The following is a 15,600-nucleotide window of genomic DNA, read 5'->3' on the forward strand; positions in this document are numbered from 1 at the left end:
CGCCGCCGCCTAGGTTCGGGACGTGCGCATCCTCCACACCTCCGACTGGCACCTGGGCCGGTCCTTCCACCGTGAGGGGATGCTCGCGCACCAAGCCGTCTACCTCGACCACCTGCTGGAGGTCGTGGAGTCCGAGCGGGTCGACCTGGTGGTGGTCGCCGGCGACATCTACGACCGGGCGCTCCCCCACGTCGACGCGGTGCTGCTCGCCGACGACGCGCTGGTGCGGCTCGCGGCGTCGCGTGCTGACGTCGTACTCACCAGCGGCAACCACGACTCCGCCCGGCGGCTCGGCTTCAGCTCCCGGCTGATCGACGCCGCCGGCGTCCACATCCGCACCGACTCCGCCACGTGCGGCGTGCCCGTGCTGGTCGGCGACGACGACGGCCCGGTCGCGGTCTACGGCCTGCCCTACCTCGACCCCACCGCGCTGGTCGAGCCGTGGGGGCTGTCCGCGCGCTCCCACGAGGCCGCGCTCACCCACGCGATGGGCCGGGTGCGCAGCGACCTGGCCCGACAGCCGGCGGGCACCCGGTCTGTGGTGCTGGCCCACGCGTTCGTGGCCGGCGCCGAGCCCAGCGACTCGGAGCGCGACATCTCCGTCGGCGGCGTCTCGCTGGTGCCGACCAGCGTGTTCGACGGCGTCGACTACACCGCGCTGGGTCACCTCCACGGCGCCCACGTGCTGCGCGAGCAGGTGCGCTACAGCGGCTCGCCGCTCGCCTACTCCTTCTCCGAGGCCGCCCACCGCAAGGGCTCGTGGCTGGTTGAGCTCGACGGGCGTGGCTTCGCGGGCGCCCACTTCCTCGAGGCGCCGGTGCCGCGGCGGGTCAGCCGGCTGCGCGGCACCCTCGAGTCGCTGCTGTCCGACCCCGCACTGGCCGCCCACGAGCAGTCGTGGGTGGAGGCGACCCTCACCGACCCGGCCCGGCCGAGCCGGGCGATGGAGCGGCTGCGGCGACGCTTCCCGCACACCCTGGTGCTGCACTTCGAGTCGACCGCTCCGCGGATCGGGGCGCTGCCAGCGCTGGCGACCCACGCCCGCACCGACCGCGACATCGCGCTGGAGTTCATGACCGACCTGCGGGGAGGCCCTCCCGACGACGCCGAGGCGGCGCTGCTGGTCCAGGCGGTCGACGAGTGCTGCGACGACACCGACGTCGAATCGTTGCTCTCGCACGAGCCCGACGACGGCGACCCGGAGGGGCTGTTCTGATGCGGCTCCATCACCTGCGCGCCACCGCGTTCGGCCCGTTCGCCGGCACCGTCGAGGTCGACTTCGACGAGCTCTCGGAGGCCGGGCTCTTCCTGCTGTCCGGAGCCACCGGAGCCGGCAAGACCAGCGTGCTCGACGCCGTCTGCTTCGCGCTCTACGGCGACGTGCCCGGCGACCGCAACGCCGCCCGGCGACTGCGCTGCGACCAGGCCGCGCCCGGCCTCGCCCCCGCGGTGACGCTGGAGGCGACCCTGGCTGGACGCCGCTGGCGCATCGAGCGTTCGCCCGCGTGGGAGCGGCCCAAGAAGCGCGGCACCGGCACCACCACCGAGCAGGCGCGGGTCGCCCTCTTCGAGCGCGTCGACGGCGAGTGGCGCCACCTGTCGAGCCGCCTCGACGAGACCGGACACCTCGTCAGCCACGTCGTCGGCATGAACGTCGCCCAGTTCACGCAGGTCGCGATGCTGCCGCAAGGGCGCTTCCAGGCGTTCCTGCGGGCCCGCTCCGAGGAGCGTCACGCGGTGCTCCAGCAGCTCTTCCGCACCGGACGCTTCGCCGACGTCGAGCGGTGGCTGCGCGAGCGGCGGGTCCGGCTCGGGCGCGACTGCGAGCTGGCCCACCAGGAGGTGGCCGACCTGGTCAGCCGGGTCAGCGAGGCGGCCGCCGAGCCGCTGCCCGCCGACTGGGACGTGCGCGACCTCACCGAGCCCGCCGACGACGGCGCCCTGGCCCAGTGGGCCGACGCCGTCCCAGACCGGGCGCAGGCCGAGCACCTGCTCGCGCTCACCGAGGCCGACGCGGCCCAGGCGGCCGAGGTCGCCGCCCGAGAGGCGGCCGATGCGGCCCGCGACATCCACCAGCGGCTCTCGCGCTACCGCGACGCAGTGGCCGAGCGGGAGCGGCTCACGGCTGCCGCCGCCCGGGTCGAGCGCGACCGGCGCCAGCTCGCGGCCGCCCGCAGCGCCGCTGCCGTCGTACCTCTCCTGCGGCTGACGCAGGAGGCCGCCGCCCAGCGCGACGAGCTCACCGCGACGGTCGCGACGCTCGACGCCACCGACCGCGACCAGCTCGCCGAGCAGGTGCAGCGCGCCGTGGAGGAGGCTGCGGCGGTCCGGGCCCTGCGGCCCGACGCCGCCCGCGTGACCGCCCTGTCCCGGGAGGTGGCCGGGCTCGAGACACGCGCGGTCGAGATCAGCCGCGCGAGCGCCGAGGTCGGCGTGCTCACGCGCCTGGCCGAGATCGAGGCCCGTCTCGCGCAGCACGACGAGCTGGCCACGGTCGCCGCCTCGCTGGTGGTCGCCCGCGAGGAGTGGCACGACGCCAAGGAGACGGCGCTCGCGCTGCAGGAGCAGCTGCTGTCCGTGCGCGAGGCCCGGCTGGACAGCATGGCCGGCGAGATCGCGTGCGCGCTGGCGGTGGGCGCCTGCTGCCCGGTCTGCGGGTCCGCCGACCACCCCCACAAGGCGGCTCCCCTGCCGGGCGCCCCCGACGCCGCGGTCGAGAAGGCTGCACTCCGGGCGGTCGACGACGCCAAGGCCACCGAGCACCTGCGTGACGTCGAGGTGCGCGACCTCGCGACCCGGCGCGACGCCCTTCGGGCGCTGGTCGGCGACGAGTCGGTGACCGAGCTGCACGGCCGGCGCGAGGCCGCCCGGGCCGAGCTCGCCACGCTGGGTGTCCGGGCGTCCCGCTCCGGTCCCGATCTGGAGGAGCGGCGGCGCCGCCTGGAGCGCGAGGCCGCCGAGACCACTGCCCGGCTCGACGCCCTCGAGGCCGAGTGCCAGCGGCTGCGGGCGACCGTCGACGCCGCGCTGAGCGACAGCGGGTTCGACGACCTCGAGAGCCTGCTGTCCGCACGGGTCGAGGCGGCCGAGACCGGACGTCTCGCCCTGGCCGCGCTCGACGCCCTGGTCAACGCCGAAGCGGCCTACGCCGACGCCGTCCGGGCCCTCACCACGTCGGCGCTCGAGGCCGGGTTCGCCTCGCCCGAGGCTGCTGCCGGAGCCGTCCTGGACCCGCAGGCACTGGGTCGGCTCGATGCCGCCGTCATCACCCACGACCAGCGCGTGGCAGCCGTCGACGAGGTGCTCCGCGCCCCCGGCGTCGACGAGCTCGCCGACGTCGACCTGCCCGACCTCGCACCGCTCGCCGCGGCCCACGCCGACTGCCTGTCCCGGCTCGCGCGCAGCCGCGGGCGCCTCGACCAGCTGTCGCGCCGGCTGACCCGGCTCGGCGGGCTGCGCACCGACCTCCATCGCTCCCTGGCGCAGTGGGAGCCGCTGCGCGCCGACCACGAGCTCACCTGTCGTCTGGCGTCGTTCGTGGAGGGCAAGGCGCCCGACAACCGGCTCCGGATGCGGCTCTCGGCCTACGTCCTCGCCTACCGGCTCGGGCAGGTGGTGGCCGCCGCCAACGAGCGGCTCGCGGGGATGAGCGACCAGCGCTACTCCCTGGTCCACACCGGCGACCGCGGTGCGGGCGAGACCCGCGGCGGCCTCAGCCTGCTTGTGCGCGACGACTGGTCCGGCGAGACCCGCGACCCCGCCACCCTCTCGGGCGGCGAGACCTTCGTCGTCTCGCTGGCGCTGGCCCTCGGGCTCGCCGACGTGATCACCCAGGAGGTGGGCGGCGCCGCGCTCGACACGCTGTTCGTCGACGAGGGGTTCGGCTCGCTCGACGCCGACACGCTCGACGACGTCATGGACACCCTCGACTCCCTGCGCGACGGCGGCCGCGTGGTCGGCGTGGTCAGCCACGTCGCCGAGCTGCGCGACCGGATCCCGACCCAGCTCGTGGTCGCCAAGTCGCGCCAGGGCTCGACCCTGTCCCTCCGCCGCTGAACACCCGCGCGGCTCCCCTCGGATAGGTTCGCTCCATGAGTGCGCAGCTCGACCAGACCTTCACCTCACTCCCCTACCGCAGCCTGGGCGGCGCCGCCCTGAGCCGGGCTCGCGAGCTGGGCGTGACCCATGCCGACTTCCGCTTCGAGCGGGTGCGCTACCAACGGCTGGGGGTGCGCGACGGGGTGCTGCAGGGTGCCAGCGACACCGAGGACCTCGGCTTCGCGGTGAGGGTGATCCACCACGGCGCCTGGGGCTTCGCCTCGGGGGTCGACCTCACGCCCGAGGAGGCCGCCCGAGTCGCCGAGACCGCCGTGGCGGTCGCCCTGGTCGCCGCCGAGATGACCAGTACGCCGGTCGAGGTCGCCGCCGAGCCGGTCTACGACGACGTCACCTGGGTCTCCTCCTACCTCGTCAACCCGCTCGACGTCCCCGTCGCCGAGAAGGCCGCCCTCCTCATCGACTGGACCGACCGGCTCCGCACCGGCGCGGCGGTCGACCACGCTTCGGCGTACCTCCTCCAGGTCCAGGAGAACAAGTACTACGCCGACCTCCTCGGCACCCGCACCACCCAGCAGCGGGTGCGGCTCCAGCCCGGCTTCGAGGCCATGGGCGCCGGCGCCGACACGTTCGACTCCATGTCGTCGATCGCGCCACCGGTCGGCCGCGGCTGGGAGTACCTCACCGACGGCAGCTACGACTGGGACGAGGAGATCGAGCAGGTCCCCGAGCTCCTCGCCCAGAAGCTGAAGGCCCCCAGCGTCGAGGCCGGCAGCTACGACCTCGTGATCCACCCCTCCAACCTGTGGCTGACCATCCACGAGTCGATCGGCCACGCCACCGAGCTCGACCGGGCCCTGGGCTACGAGGCCAACTACGCCGGGACGTCGTTCGCCACCATCGACCAGCTCAACCGGCTCCAGTACGGCTCGGCGATCATGAACGTCACCGGCGACCGCACCGTCGAGCACGGCCTCTCCACCATCGGGTACGACGACGAGGGCGTGCAGACCCAGACCTGGGACATCGTCAAGGACGGCGTGCTGGTCGGCTACCAGCTCGACCGGCAGATGGGCCGGATGCACCCGGAGCTCAACCCCACCGGCGACGGCACCGGACGCTCCAACGGGTGCGCCTACGCCGACTCGCCGGGCCACATCCCGATCCAGCGGATGGCCAACGTGTCCCTGCAGCCGGCACCCGACGGGCCGTCGACCGAGGAGCTGATCGGCCGCGTCGAACGCGGGCTCTACGTCGTCGGCGACAAGTCGTGGAGCATCGACATGCAGCGCTTCAACTTCCAGTTCACCGGCCAGCGGTTCTACACGATCACCGACGGGCAGCTCGTCGGCCAGGTCCGCGACATCGCCTACCAGGCCACGACCACCGACTTCTGGGGCTCGATGGAAGCCGTCGGCGGACCGCAGACCTGGGAGCTCGGCGGTGCCTTCAACTGCGGCAAGGCCCAGCCCGGGCAGGTGGCGGCGGTCAGCCATGGGTGCCCGACCTCGCTGTTCCGCGGCGTCCGGATCCTCAACACCAACGACGAGGCAGGCCACTGATGTCCACCACCACCCCGCAGTCGCTCGTCGACCAGGCGGTCGCGGTCTCGACGTCCGACGACTGCGTCGTGATCGTCCACGACACCACCAGCGCCAACCTGCGCTGGGCCAACAACACGCTGACCACCAACGGTGTCATGCACGGCATCTCGGTCACCGTGATCTCCTTCGTCCGCACGTCGGAGGGCGTGGCGACCGGCTCGGTCAGCGGGAGCGCCAGCACCCAGGCCCAGGTCACCGCCCTGGTCCAGGCTGCCGACGCCGCCGCCCGGCTGTCCTCCCCCGCCGAGGACGCCAACGAGCTCGTCCGCGACCGGGTCTCCCCCGACTGGGACGAGTCGGCGGTGCCGACCGACATCCATGTGTACGACGCCTTCGCCCCCGCGCTCGGTGAGGCCTTCGGACGCGCGTCGGCCGCCGACCGGGTCCTCTACGGCTTCGTCAACCACGAGGTCTCGACGACCTACCTCGGCTCGACGACCGGGCTCCGGCTGCGCCACGTCCAGCCCACCGGCCACTACGCCTGCACCGGCAAGACCGTCGACCTCCGCGAGAGCGCCTGGGTCGGCGGGGCCACCCGCGACTTCGCCGACGTCGACGCCCTGGCCCTCGACGCCGAGCTCGCCCAGCGTCTCGCCTGGGGCAGCCGCCGCGTCGACCTGCCGGCCGGCCGCTACGACACGATCCTGCCGCCCACTGCGGTGGCGGACCTGATGATCGACGCCTACTGGTACGCCGGCGCGCGGGTCGCCTGGGAGGGCCAGTCGGTCTACAGCCAGCGCGGTGTCGGCACCCGGATCGGCGAGACGATCACCGCCCCCGGCGTCCACCTCTTCTCCGACCCGGCGTACGACGGTCTGGAGTGCGCGCCCTTCGTGCTCGCCTCGTCCTCCGACAACGAGTCCTCGGTCTTCGACAATGGGCTGCCGCTCGCCCGTACCGACTGGATCCGCGACGGAGAGCTCACGTCGCTGCTCCAGACCCGCCACTCGGCGGCGATGACCAGCCAGCCGGTCACCCCCGCGGTCGACAACCTGGTGCTGGCCGTCGACTCGGGCACCGGGTCGATCGAGGACCTCGTCTCCGGGACCGAGCGCGGCCTGCTGCTGACCTGCCTCTGGTACATCCGCGAGGTCGACCCGCAGAGCCTGCTCCTGACCGGGCTGACCCGCGACGGCGTCTACCTCGTCGAGAACGGCGAGATCATCGGCTCGGTCAACAACTTCCGGTTCAACGAGAGCCCGGTCGACCTGCTGCGCCGCTTCTCGCACGCGTCCGCGACCGTCCCGAGCTTCAGCCGCGAGTGGGGCGACGACTACTTCTCCCGCACCGCCACCCCGGCCCTGCGGGTGCCCGACTTCAACATGTCGAGCGTGTCCCAGGCGATGTGACCCGGGCGTTGTGACCTGCCGGTATGGACAGGCCGACCCCGGCTGCAACCCTGCGCCGGCGAACGGCGTCTTTGGTTCTGACAACCCACGAGAACCAGGAGAGCACCACCATGCGCACCACCCCCGCGTTCGCCGCCCTCGCGGCAACCACGGCCCTGATCGGGCTCGGCACCACCACCGCCGAGGCCCGGGTCGACAACCCCCGCGCCGAGGTCGTCAAGGAGAAGGGCATCGTCCTCGAGTGCACCGGCAAGGCCGACGGCCTCGCGGCGTACGTCAACCTCTACGAGAACGACACCTACTCCAACTACGTCCAGGTCATCCTCGCCGACGACCCCGAGCTGGCGAACTCCCGTGAGCCGGCCGACATCCTCGACGCGGGCCAGGTCCGCACCGGGGTGCGCATCGCCGGCAAGCAGGCTCGGGTCCGCGGCACGGCCACCAGGGTCGGACCGAAGAAGCACGTGCACGAGGAGTACGACGACGCCGGCCAGCACATCGTGGCCGACGGCTTCCACCGCCGCCTCGCCTACGACCTGGTGCTGCGCTACGACGGCATCACCGTCCCGCTCGAGTGCGCCCCGGCGTTCTACTACAGCCTCAACGTCACCAAGACCGACACCACCGGCGAGTGAGCTGCAGCGGCTTCGCCTCTGCGGTTTGGTCACAAACCGCATGCCCACGGTCACCCCGGGATCGGCGCCTGGGGGTCGTACGGCGTGCGCGTGTAGACGAACGTCGCGCACTCGAGGTGTGAGACCGAGCCGTCGGCACGCCGTACGACGTCCAGGGACTCGCCGCGGTGGTAGCCCCACGTGCCGACGATGCGGTCGTCGACCAGCTCGAAGACGTCGGTGCGCTCGGCCAGCGCCAGGCTGCGCTGGTGCAGCGTCTCGTTGTGCCAGCGCAGCTCGAGTGCGCTGTTGCCCCAGAACCACAGGCCCAGCAGCGGAGCCACGGCCTGGGGCACGCGGTCGGTCGGCACCCACGGCTCGACCGCGGGCACGGGTACGTCACCCAGCAGCAGCCCGGGCACGGCATCGGTGTCGAGTCCGGTGGTCGAACTGGACAGCACAACCGTGCCGTCACCGGTCACCGGGTCGACGAAGAGGCCCGCCTGGAAGCCCGGCATGGAGCCGGGATGCCCCACCAGGCGACGACCGGAAAGGTCGAGGAGCCAGAGCCCGAGACCGTACGTCGCGCTGGTCGGTCGCTCCACCTCCCGGAGCGTCGCGTCGGCCAGCACGTCGGCGTGACCCTCGGTGAGGAACCGCGCGAACCGCGCGAGGTCGCCGACGGTGCTCCACAGCTGGCCGGCCGGAGCCATCGCCACGGTGTCCTGGTGCGGCTCCCGGGTCAGGGTGCCGGCGAAGTGGTCGACGCTCCAGCCCTGGGCGGCCGGCGCGTCGTCGCCGTACGCCGTGTCGTCCATGCCGAGCGGCGCGAGGACCCGGCCCGACACGACGTCCCACCAGGACTCGCCGCGCAGCCGGGCCACCGCCTCGCCCAGCAGCGCGAAGCCGAGGTTGCTGTAGTGGAACTCCCCGGGGCCCCCGACCGCGCGGGAGCCGTCGTTGGCCGCGACCAGGGTCGCGAAGTCGACGCCCGGCGACCGCTCCCACCACGACCCGACCGGCTCGCTCTGCATGCCCGCCGTGTGCGCCAGAAGCTGGCGCACCGTCGCCGCGGCGTACCCGGTCTCCGGCACGAACCGGCCGATCGGGTCGTCGAGCGAGAGCAGCCCCTCGTCACGCAGCTGCAGCACCGCGACGGCGGTGACCGTCTTGGTGATCGAGCCGATCCGGTAGCGGTCGTCGAGCGACCCGCCGACGGTTCCGGTCCAGACGAGCGAGCCACCGCGCAGCACCCCAGCGACGACCGACGGCAACCGGCCCTGCGCCTGGAGGGACGCCAGCACGGCGTCACAGCGAGCGGCGTCGACCCTCGGGTCGCTCACTCGGCGAAGGCCTCCGGCGGCGGGCAGGCGCAGACGAGGTGCCGGTCGCCGTACGCCTGGTCGATCCGGGCGACCGGCGGCCAGTACTTGTCGGGGTCGATCCCGGTCGGGAAGACGGCGAGCTCACGCGAGTAGGAACGGTCCCACTCACCCACGAGCGCGCGCGAGGTGTGCGGGGCGCCGCGCAGCGGCGAGTCCTCCGGGGTCCACTCCCCCGCGCCGACGCGGTCGATCTCGGCCTTGATCGCGATCATCGCGTCGCAGAACCGGTCGATCTCGGCCAGGTCCTCGGACTCGGTCGGCTCGACCATCAGCGTGCCCGCCACCGGGAACGACATCGTCGGCGCGTGGAAGCCGTAGTCGACCAGGCGCTTGGCCACGTCGTCGACGCTCACGCCGGTCTGCTTGGTGAGGCCCCGGACGTCGAGGATGCACTCGTGCGCCACCAGCCCGCTGTGGCCGCGGTAGAGCACCGGGTAGTGCTCCGCGAGCCGCGCCGCGACGTAGTTGGCCGACAGCACCGCGCTGGCGGTCGCGCGGGTCAGGCCCGCCGCCCCCATCAGCCGGATGTAGGCCCACGAGATCGGCAGGATGCCCGCCGAGCCGTACGGCGCCGCGCTGACCGGGCCGATGCCCTCACGCTTGGCCGGCTCGGGGTGCATCGGGTGCGACGGGAGGTACGGCGCCAGGTGGGCGCGCACCGCAACCGGGCCGACGCCCGGGCCGCCGCCACCGTGCGGGATGCAGAACGTCTTGTGCAGGTTGAGGTGCGACACGTCGCCACCGAACTCGCCGGGCTTGGCGTAGCCGAGCAGCGCGTTGAGGTTGGCGCCGTCGACGTAGACCTGGCCGCCGTGGGCATGCACGATCTCGCACAGCTCGGTGATCGTGTCCTCGTAGGCACCGTGCGTCGACGGGTAGGTCACCATGATCGCGGCGAGGTCGTCGGCGTGCTTCTCGCAGTGCGCGCGCAGGTCGTCGAGGTCGACGGTGCCGTCGTCGGCGGCCTTCACGACCACCACCCGCATCCCCGCCATCACCGCGGAGGCCGCGTTGGTGCCGTGAGCCGACGACGGGATCAGGCAGACGTCGCGGACCGGGGCCTCGGCGTCGGCGTCGCGGTTGGCTGCCCGGTTGGCAGCGTGGTAGCCGCGGATGGCGAGCAGCCCGGCCAGCTCACCCTGGGAGCCGGCGTTGGGCTGGATCGAGACCCGGTCGTAGCCGGTCACCTCGGCCAGCCAGCCCTCGAGCTCGTCGACCAGCGTGCGGTAGCCCTGCGCGTCCTCAGCCGGCACGAACGGGTGCAGGTCGGCGAAGCCGGGCAGCGAGATCGGCTCCATCTCCGCGGTCGCGTTGAGCTTCATGGTGCAGGAGCCGAGCGGGATCATGCCCCGGTCGAGCGCGTAGTCGCGTGCCGAGAGCCGACGCAGGTAGCGCAGCATCTGGGTCTCGCTGTGGTGGGCGGAGAAGACCTCGTGGGTGAGGTACGGCGTGGTGCGGCGTAGCGGCTCGGGCAGCGCGTCGCCGGCGGTCTGGTCGACGATGTCGAGGTCGGTGCTCACACCGAAGGCGCGGAGCAGCCCGGTCAGCGTCGAGCCGGTGGTGCACTCCGAGGTGGTGATCCCCAGGGTGTCGGCGTCGACGAGCCGGATCTGGATGCCCATCTGGTGGGCTGCCTGCTGGACGTCGGCGGCGCGCCCCGGCACGGAGACGCTGAGCGTGTCGAAGAACTCCGGATGGGCGATCTCGATCCCCGCGCCGCGCAGCGCCTGCGCCAGCACCGCGGCGTACCGGTGGGTGCGGGTCGCGATCGCCCGCAGGCCCTCGGGCCCGTGGTAGACGGCGTACATCGAGGCGACGACCGCCAGCAGCACCTGGGCGGTACAGATGTTGGAGGTCGCCTTGTCGCGACGGATGTGCTGCTCGCGGGTCTGCAGCGCGAGCCGGTAGGCCGGGCGCCCCTCCGAGTCGACGGAGACTCCGACCAGCCGACCCGGCAGGTGCCGCTCGAGCCCGACCGCGACCGCCATGTAGCCGGCGTGCGGGCCGCCGTAGAACAGGGGTACGCCGAAGCGCTGCGAGGACCCGACCACGACGTCGGCGCCCATCTCGCCCGGCGACTCGAGCAGGGTCAGCGCGAGGAGGTCGGCGGCGACCACGGCGAGGGCGTTGCGCTCGTGGGCGGCCTCGATCAGCGGCCGCGGGTCGAGGATCCGGCCGGAGGCGCCGGGGTACTGCACCAGCACCCCGCAGAGCTCGCCGTCGGGCAGCCCGGCCGTGAGGTCGGCCACGACGATGTCGATGCCCATCGCGTCGGCGCGGGTCCGGATGACGTCGATGGTCTGGGGCAAGGCGTCCGCGTCGACCACGAACGGCCCGCTCCCCTTGCGGTTGCCGCGGCGGACGAGCGTGATCGCCTCGGCGGCCGCCGTGCCTTCGTCGAGCAGGCTGGCGTTGGCGGTCGGGAGCCCGGTGAGGTCGCCGATGACGGTCTGGAAGTTGAGGAGCGCCTCGAGGCGGCCCTGGGAGATCTCGGGCTGGTACGGCGTGTAGGCGGTGTACCAGCTCGGGTCCTCGAGCACGTTGCGTCGTACGACGGGCGGGGTGATCGTGGCGTGGTAGCCCAGCCCGATCATCGCCTCACCGGGCCGGTTGGACGCCGCGATCGCGCGCAGTGCCTTCGCGGCCGCCTCCTCGGTCAGGGCGGTGGGCAGGTCGAGGTCAGCAGCCGAACGGATGCCACCGGGCACCGCGGCTTCCATCAGCTCCTCGAGCGAGCCGTAACCGAGACGCTCGAGCATCGCCCGCTCGTCGGCGGGCCGCAGCCCGATGTGGCGGTCGACGAACGGCAGCGCACCGTCCAGGTCGGTGAGACTCGGGTGATCTGACACGGAGGACTCCTGGGGACAGCGGGTCGAGGTCGATGAAACCCATCGCCCTCCCCCTCTGTCGGACCGACGTTGGCCCTTCAGAGTTGCCTGCTCCGCACGGTCCTGGCGCCTGAGAGGTTCCGGGGAGGAATTGCCCCTTCGGCGCTTCGTTCCCGACGGCCCGGGTGGTGCCTGTGTCGTGCTGGGCCGGCGAGCGAAGACTCTCCCGTGCGGGATCAGTCAGCATCGCCACCCTACCCCGCCACCGCCCCCTCGCCCACGTTGTCCGGGCGTGCTGCCGGCCCGCGGTTTGGTCACAAACCGCAGCTCCCGGCGGCTCAGGCATGCGGTTTGTGACCAAACAACAGGTCTCCGGGCAGCTCCTCTGCGGAATGTGACCACACAGCACACCCCGTCATTCGGTACGCCGTTTGGTCACAGACCGCAGGTCCCGGGCCCTCAGACCTGCGGTTTGTGACCAAACCGCACGTCCCCGGACGTGCGACAAGGCCGCAAATGACGACAGACCCGCCACCACGAGGGTGACGAGTCCGCCGGAGAACGTGCGTGACCGAGAGAGGTGGAGCGTCAGCCGGTCTGGCGGGCGGCGCGGCGAGCGGCGAGCTCGTCGCTGGCCGACGTGGCCGAGGTGGAGCTGTCGTCGGAGGCACGCTCGGAGGGCAGCGCGGCGAGCGTGCCCTCGATCTCGCGCCAGACGCCGCCGATGGCGATGCCGAAGACGCCCTGGCCGCCCTGGAGCAGGTCGATGACCTCGTCGTTGCTGGTGCACTCGTAGACCGAGGCGCCGTCGCTCATGAGGGTGACGCGGGTCAGGTCGTCGGTGCCGCGCTCGCGGAGGTGGGAGACGGCGGTGCGGATCTGCTGCAGCGAGATGCCGGCGTCCAGCAGTCGCTTGATGACCTTGAGGATCAGGATGTCGCGGAAGGAGTAGAGCCGCTGCGACCCGGAGCCGGTGGCACCGCGCACGGTGGGCTCGATCAGCCCGGTGCGGGCCCAGTAGTCCAGCTGGCGGTAGGTGATGCCGGCGGCGTTGCACGCCGTGGGACCGCGGTAACCGAGGTCGCTGGGCAGAGGCGAGACGTCGTCGGTGAAGAGGAGACCCTGTTCCTCCGCCGCCTCGACGGCTTCGACGGTCTCGGTGCTCGTGCCGGCTTCCGGCTTGTGCTCGTTCACACGGTCCTCCGTGGGTCTACTTCGTTGGATCCGTAGCTCCGGGGAAGGTGGGCCGGCGGCCGGGAGGCCGCAACCACAGTGGTGGAGTTACAACGAAGACACTTCAAGGTAGGCCCGATTGTGGGGACCGTCAAAGACGCCAGCGGCGTGTCGCAACCCTCAACTTCAACTTGAGGGTGAGGGTTTGCCCACCCGCACCTATGGGCTACAGCGACTCGAAGTCCTCGGGCGTGACCTGGTCGAGGAACTCGCGGAACTTCTCGACCTCGTCCTCCTGCTCCGCGGGTACGGCGAGACCGGCCTCGTCGAGCACCGCCTCGGCGCACAGGATCTTGGTGCCGGTGCGCAGGGCCAGGGCGATCGAGTCCGACGGTCGCGCGCTGACCTCGGCGCCGGAGTCGAAGACGAGCGTCGCGAAGAAGACACCGTCCTTGACGTCGGTGATGCGCACCTCGGTGAGCTCGTTGCCGGTCGCCTCGAGGACGTTCTTCATCAGGTCGTGCGTCAGCGGTCGCGGGGGTACGACGCCCTGCTGGGCGAAGGCGATCGCGGTGGCCTCGACGGCCCCGATCCAGATCGGGAGGTATCGCTCCCCCGAGATCTCGCGCAGCAGCACGATCGGCTGGTTCGAGGGCATCTCGACCCGGACTCCCATGACATCTACCTCGCGCACGACGCCACCCTACTCCGCACCCGAAGGGCTCAGCCGGACCGCAGACCGGCCTTGACCAGAGTCGCGTGGAGCCGCACGGAGAGGGCCGCGATCTCGGACACCGCGTCGTCGGCGCGGGCCCGCGCCGAGGCGTCGCGACCGCGCTTGAGGGGCGCGACGACCTGCTCGACCAGGCCGATCTCGCGGTCCGCGGAGGTCTTGAAGGCGCGCAGGTGGCGCGGCTCGAAGCCGAAGTCGGCCAGCTCCCGCGCGGTCTGCGCGATCACCAGGGCGTCGGTGTCGAAGTGGCCGGTGCCGGGCCGCGCGGTGACCAGGCCGTACTGCTCGAGCTGCTGGAGCAGCTCCTCGGAGATGCCGGCGATCTTGACCAGCTCGCGGCGCGACAGCCTGAGATTGTCGCGACGTGTGAAGGACTCGGCGCTGGGCAGGCCGTCGGCGGCGAGGGCCACCTGCGGCACGGTCGGTACGACGGCGTCAATCGGCGGCGGCTCCAGGCCACGGTCGATCGCGTCGAGGTGCTCGCCGATCACCTTGAGCGGGAGGTAGTGGTCGCGCTGCATCCGCAGCACGTAGCGCAGCCGCTCGACGTCGTCCTGGGAGAACTTCCGGTAGCCCGACGGGGTGCGCTCGGGCTTGATCAGCCCCTTGTCCTCGAGGAAGCGGATCTTGGGGATGGTGATCCCGGGGTAGTCGGCCCGCAGCTGGTCGAGGACCTGCCCGATGTTCATGCGCGCCCGGGAGCCACCGGCCGCGCTCCCCGGCATCGTCGAGCCGGCCACGCTCAGTGGCTCTCGTGTCCGGAGAAGAACACCAGGCGGTACTTGCCGATCTGGACCTCGTCGCTGTCCTGCAGCTGCACCTTCTCGATGCGGTCCCGGTTGACGTAGGTGCCGTTGAGGCTCCCGACGTCGCTGACGGTGAACGTGTCGCCGGTGCGGTTGAAGACCGCGTGCTGGCGCGAGACGGTCACGTCGTCGAGGAAGATCTCGCTGTCAGGGTGGCGCCCCGCGTGGGTCACGTCGGCGTCGAGCAGGAAGCGGCTGCCCGCACCCGGGCCCTTCTGTACGACGAGCAGCGCGTGGCCGCTGGGCAGGGCGTCGACCGCGGCGGCGTCGACCGGGTTGAGCTGGCGGTCGGAGGTCTCGACACGGTCGCCGACGCCGCCGGTCTGGCCGATCTGAATCGTCGCGGTCGCCTCACCGACGGACTCGAACGACCCCGTCGCGGGGTCGGACGCGGGCGCCTCGGCGCTCACGAGCCGGTTGCCGCACTGCGCGCAGAAGCGCGCGTCGTCCGGGTTCTGTCTGCCACACGAGGTGCAGAACGGCATCGAATCATCCTCCGGTCGGGTCGATCGCCGACCACAGAACCCTCAAGGCAGGGTTGAGGTTGACGGTTGCTCCGAACCTATCAGCCGCGCGTGCCTGATCAAGGGGCAACCGCGGGGAAGAGCGGAAGAACGGACGCGCTCAGCCCTCGAGGGTGGCGACGTAGGCGTCGGCCTCGAGCAGGTCGTCGAGCTGGGTGGGGTCCGAGGGGACGACCTCGAAGAGCCACCCGCCGCCGTAGGGGTCGTTGTTGACCAGCTCGGGGGTCGCGTCGAGGGTCTCGTTGCGGGCGACCACCTCACCGGAGACGGGGGCGTAGATGTCGCTGACCGACTTGGTCGACTCCAGCTCGCCGCAGGTGGCCGCTGCCTCGACCGTGTCGCCCACCTCGGGCAGCGACACGTAGACGATGTCACCGAGGGCGTCCTGGGCGTAGTCGGTGATGCCGACCCGGACCGAGCCCTCGTGCTCGCCGGGCAGGCGCAGCCACTCGTGCTCAACGGTGTACTTCAGGTCATCGGGGTACACAGCGGATCTCCTCCGGTCGTCCAAGCCTTGGCGTCGAGCAG

At 72.1% G+C, this 15,600-nt stretch carries 12 protein-coding genes and 1 riboswitch; of the genes, 5 read left to right on the forward strand and 7 right to left on the reverse strand.

Going from position 1 to position 15,600, the window contains the following annotated elements; all coding sequences use genetic code 11:
- The first annotated feature begins 22 nt into the window (after positions 1 to 22).
- The 5 genes from BLR90_RS04595 (at position 23) to BLR90_RS04615 (ending at position 7,644) form a co-directional block, all read left to right on the forward strand.
- Positions 23 to 1,216 carry an exonuclease SbcCD subunit D gene (locus BLR90_RS04595; RefSeq protein WP_091022886.1) on the forward strand — a complete coding sequence of 398 codons (1,194 nt, stop codon included), beginning with the start codon at positions 23 to 25 and terminating at the stop codon, positions 1,214 to 1,216.
- Positions 1,216 to 4,056 (forward strand): AAA family ATPase, encoded by a 2,841-nt coding sequence (locus BLR90_RS04600; protein WP_091022888.1) that lies wholly within the window; start codon positions 1,216 to 1,218, stop codon positions 4,054 to 4,056. Before BLR90_RS04595 ends, BLR90_RS04600 begins: the two co-directional genes overlap by 1 nt.
- Before the next feature lie 35 nt (positions 4,057 to 4,091).
- Positions 4,092 to 5,618 (forward strand): TldD/PmbA family protein, encoded by a 1,527-nt coding sequence (locus BLR90_RS04605; protein WP_091022890.1) that lies wholly within the window; start codon positions 4,092 to 4,094, stop codon positions 5,616 to 5,618.
- Positions 5,618 to 7,009, forward strand: a complete 1,392-nt coding sequence (locus BLR90_RS04610) for a TldD/PmbA family protein (protein WP_091022891.1) — start codon at positions 5,618 to 5,620, stop codon at positions 7,007 to 7,009. The genes BLR90_RS04605 and BLR90_RS04610 overlap by 1 nt, the downstream gene beginning before the upstream one ends.
- Before the next feature lie 110 nt (positions 7,010 to 7,119).
- Positions 7,120 to 7,644: a hypothetical protein gene (locus BLR90_RS04615; protein WP_091022893.1), complete on the forward strand. Its 525-nt coding sequence runs from the start codon at positions 7,120 to 7,122 to the stop codon at positions 7,642 to 7,644.
- A gap of 50 nt (positions 7,645 to 7,694) precedes the next feature.
- Here BLR90_RS04615 and BLR90_RS04620 read toward each other — a convergent pair whose 3' ends face one another.
- From BLR90_RS04620 to gcvH, 7 genes are all read right to left on the reverse strand, one after another.
- A complete protein-coding gene (locus BLR90_RS04620; protein ID WP_091022895.1) occupies positions 7,695 to 8,966 on the reverse strand; it encodes a serine hydrolase domain-containing protein in 1,272 nt (423 codons plus the stop codon).
- Entirely contained in the window at positions 8,963 to 11,857 is a 2,895-nt protein-coding gene (gene gcvP / locus BLR90_RS04625) for an aminomethyl-transferring glycine dehydrogenase (protein ID WP_091022897.1), read from the reverse strand. The genes BLR90_RS04620 and gcvP overlap by 4 nt, the downstream gene beginning before the upstream one ends.
- Positions 11,858 to 11,944: 87 nt before the next feature.
- Positions 11,945 to 12,075, reverse strand: a riboswitch (glycine riboswitch).
- Positions 12,076 to 12,424: 349 nt separating this feature from the next.
- Positions 12,425 to 13,030, reverse strand: coding sequence for a MerR family transcriptional regulator (locus BLR90_RS04630; RefSeq protein ID WP_091022899.1), 606 nt, complete (start codon positions 13,028 to 13,030; stop codon positions 12,425 to 12,427).
- Between the two features lie 205 nt (positions 13,031 to 13,235).
- Positions 13,236 to 13,703 (reverse strand): bifunctional nuclease family protein, encoded by a 468-nt coding sequence (locus BLR90_RS04635; RefSeq protein WP_091022901.1) that lies wholly within the window; start codon positions 13,701 to 13,703, stop codon positions 13,236 to 13,238.
- 29 nt (positions 13,704 to 13,732) lie between these two features.
- A complete protein-coding gene (ftsR, locus tag BLR90_RS04640; RefSeq protein ID WP_425433643.1) occupies positions 13,733 to 14,482 on the reverse strand; it encodes a transcriptional regulator FtsR in 750 nt (249 codons plus the stop codon).
- 2 nt (positions 14,483 to 14,484) lie between these two features.
- The gene (locus BLR90_RS04645; protein WP_091022903.1) at positions 14,485 to 15,033 is read right to left on the reverse strand and encodes a zinc-ribbon and FHA domain-containing protein; all 549 of its coding nucleotides are present in this window, start codon (positions 15,031 to 15,033) and stop codon (positions 14,485 to 14,487) included.
- Between the two features lie 139 nt (positions 15,034 to 15,172).
- Entirely contained in the window at positions 15,173 to 15,559 is a 387-nt protein-coding gene (gene gcvH / locus BLR90_RS04650) for a glycine cleavage system protein GcvH (protein ID WP_091022905.1), read from the reverse strand.
- Between the last annotated feature and the right edge of the window lie 41 nt (positions 15,560 to 15,600).

It is taken from the genome of Nocardioides szechwanensis, from assembly GCF_900103935.1.
GTDB lineage: Bacteria > Actinomycetota > Actinomycetes > Propionibacteriales > Nocardioidaceae > Nocardioides > Nocardioides szechwanensis.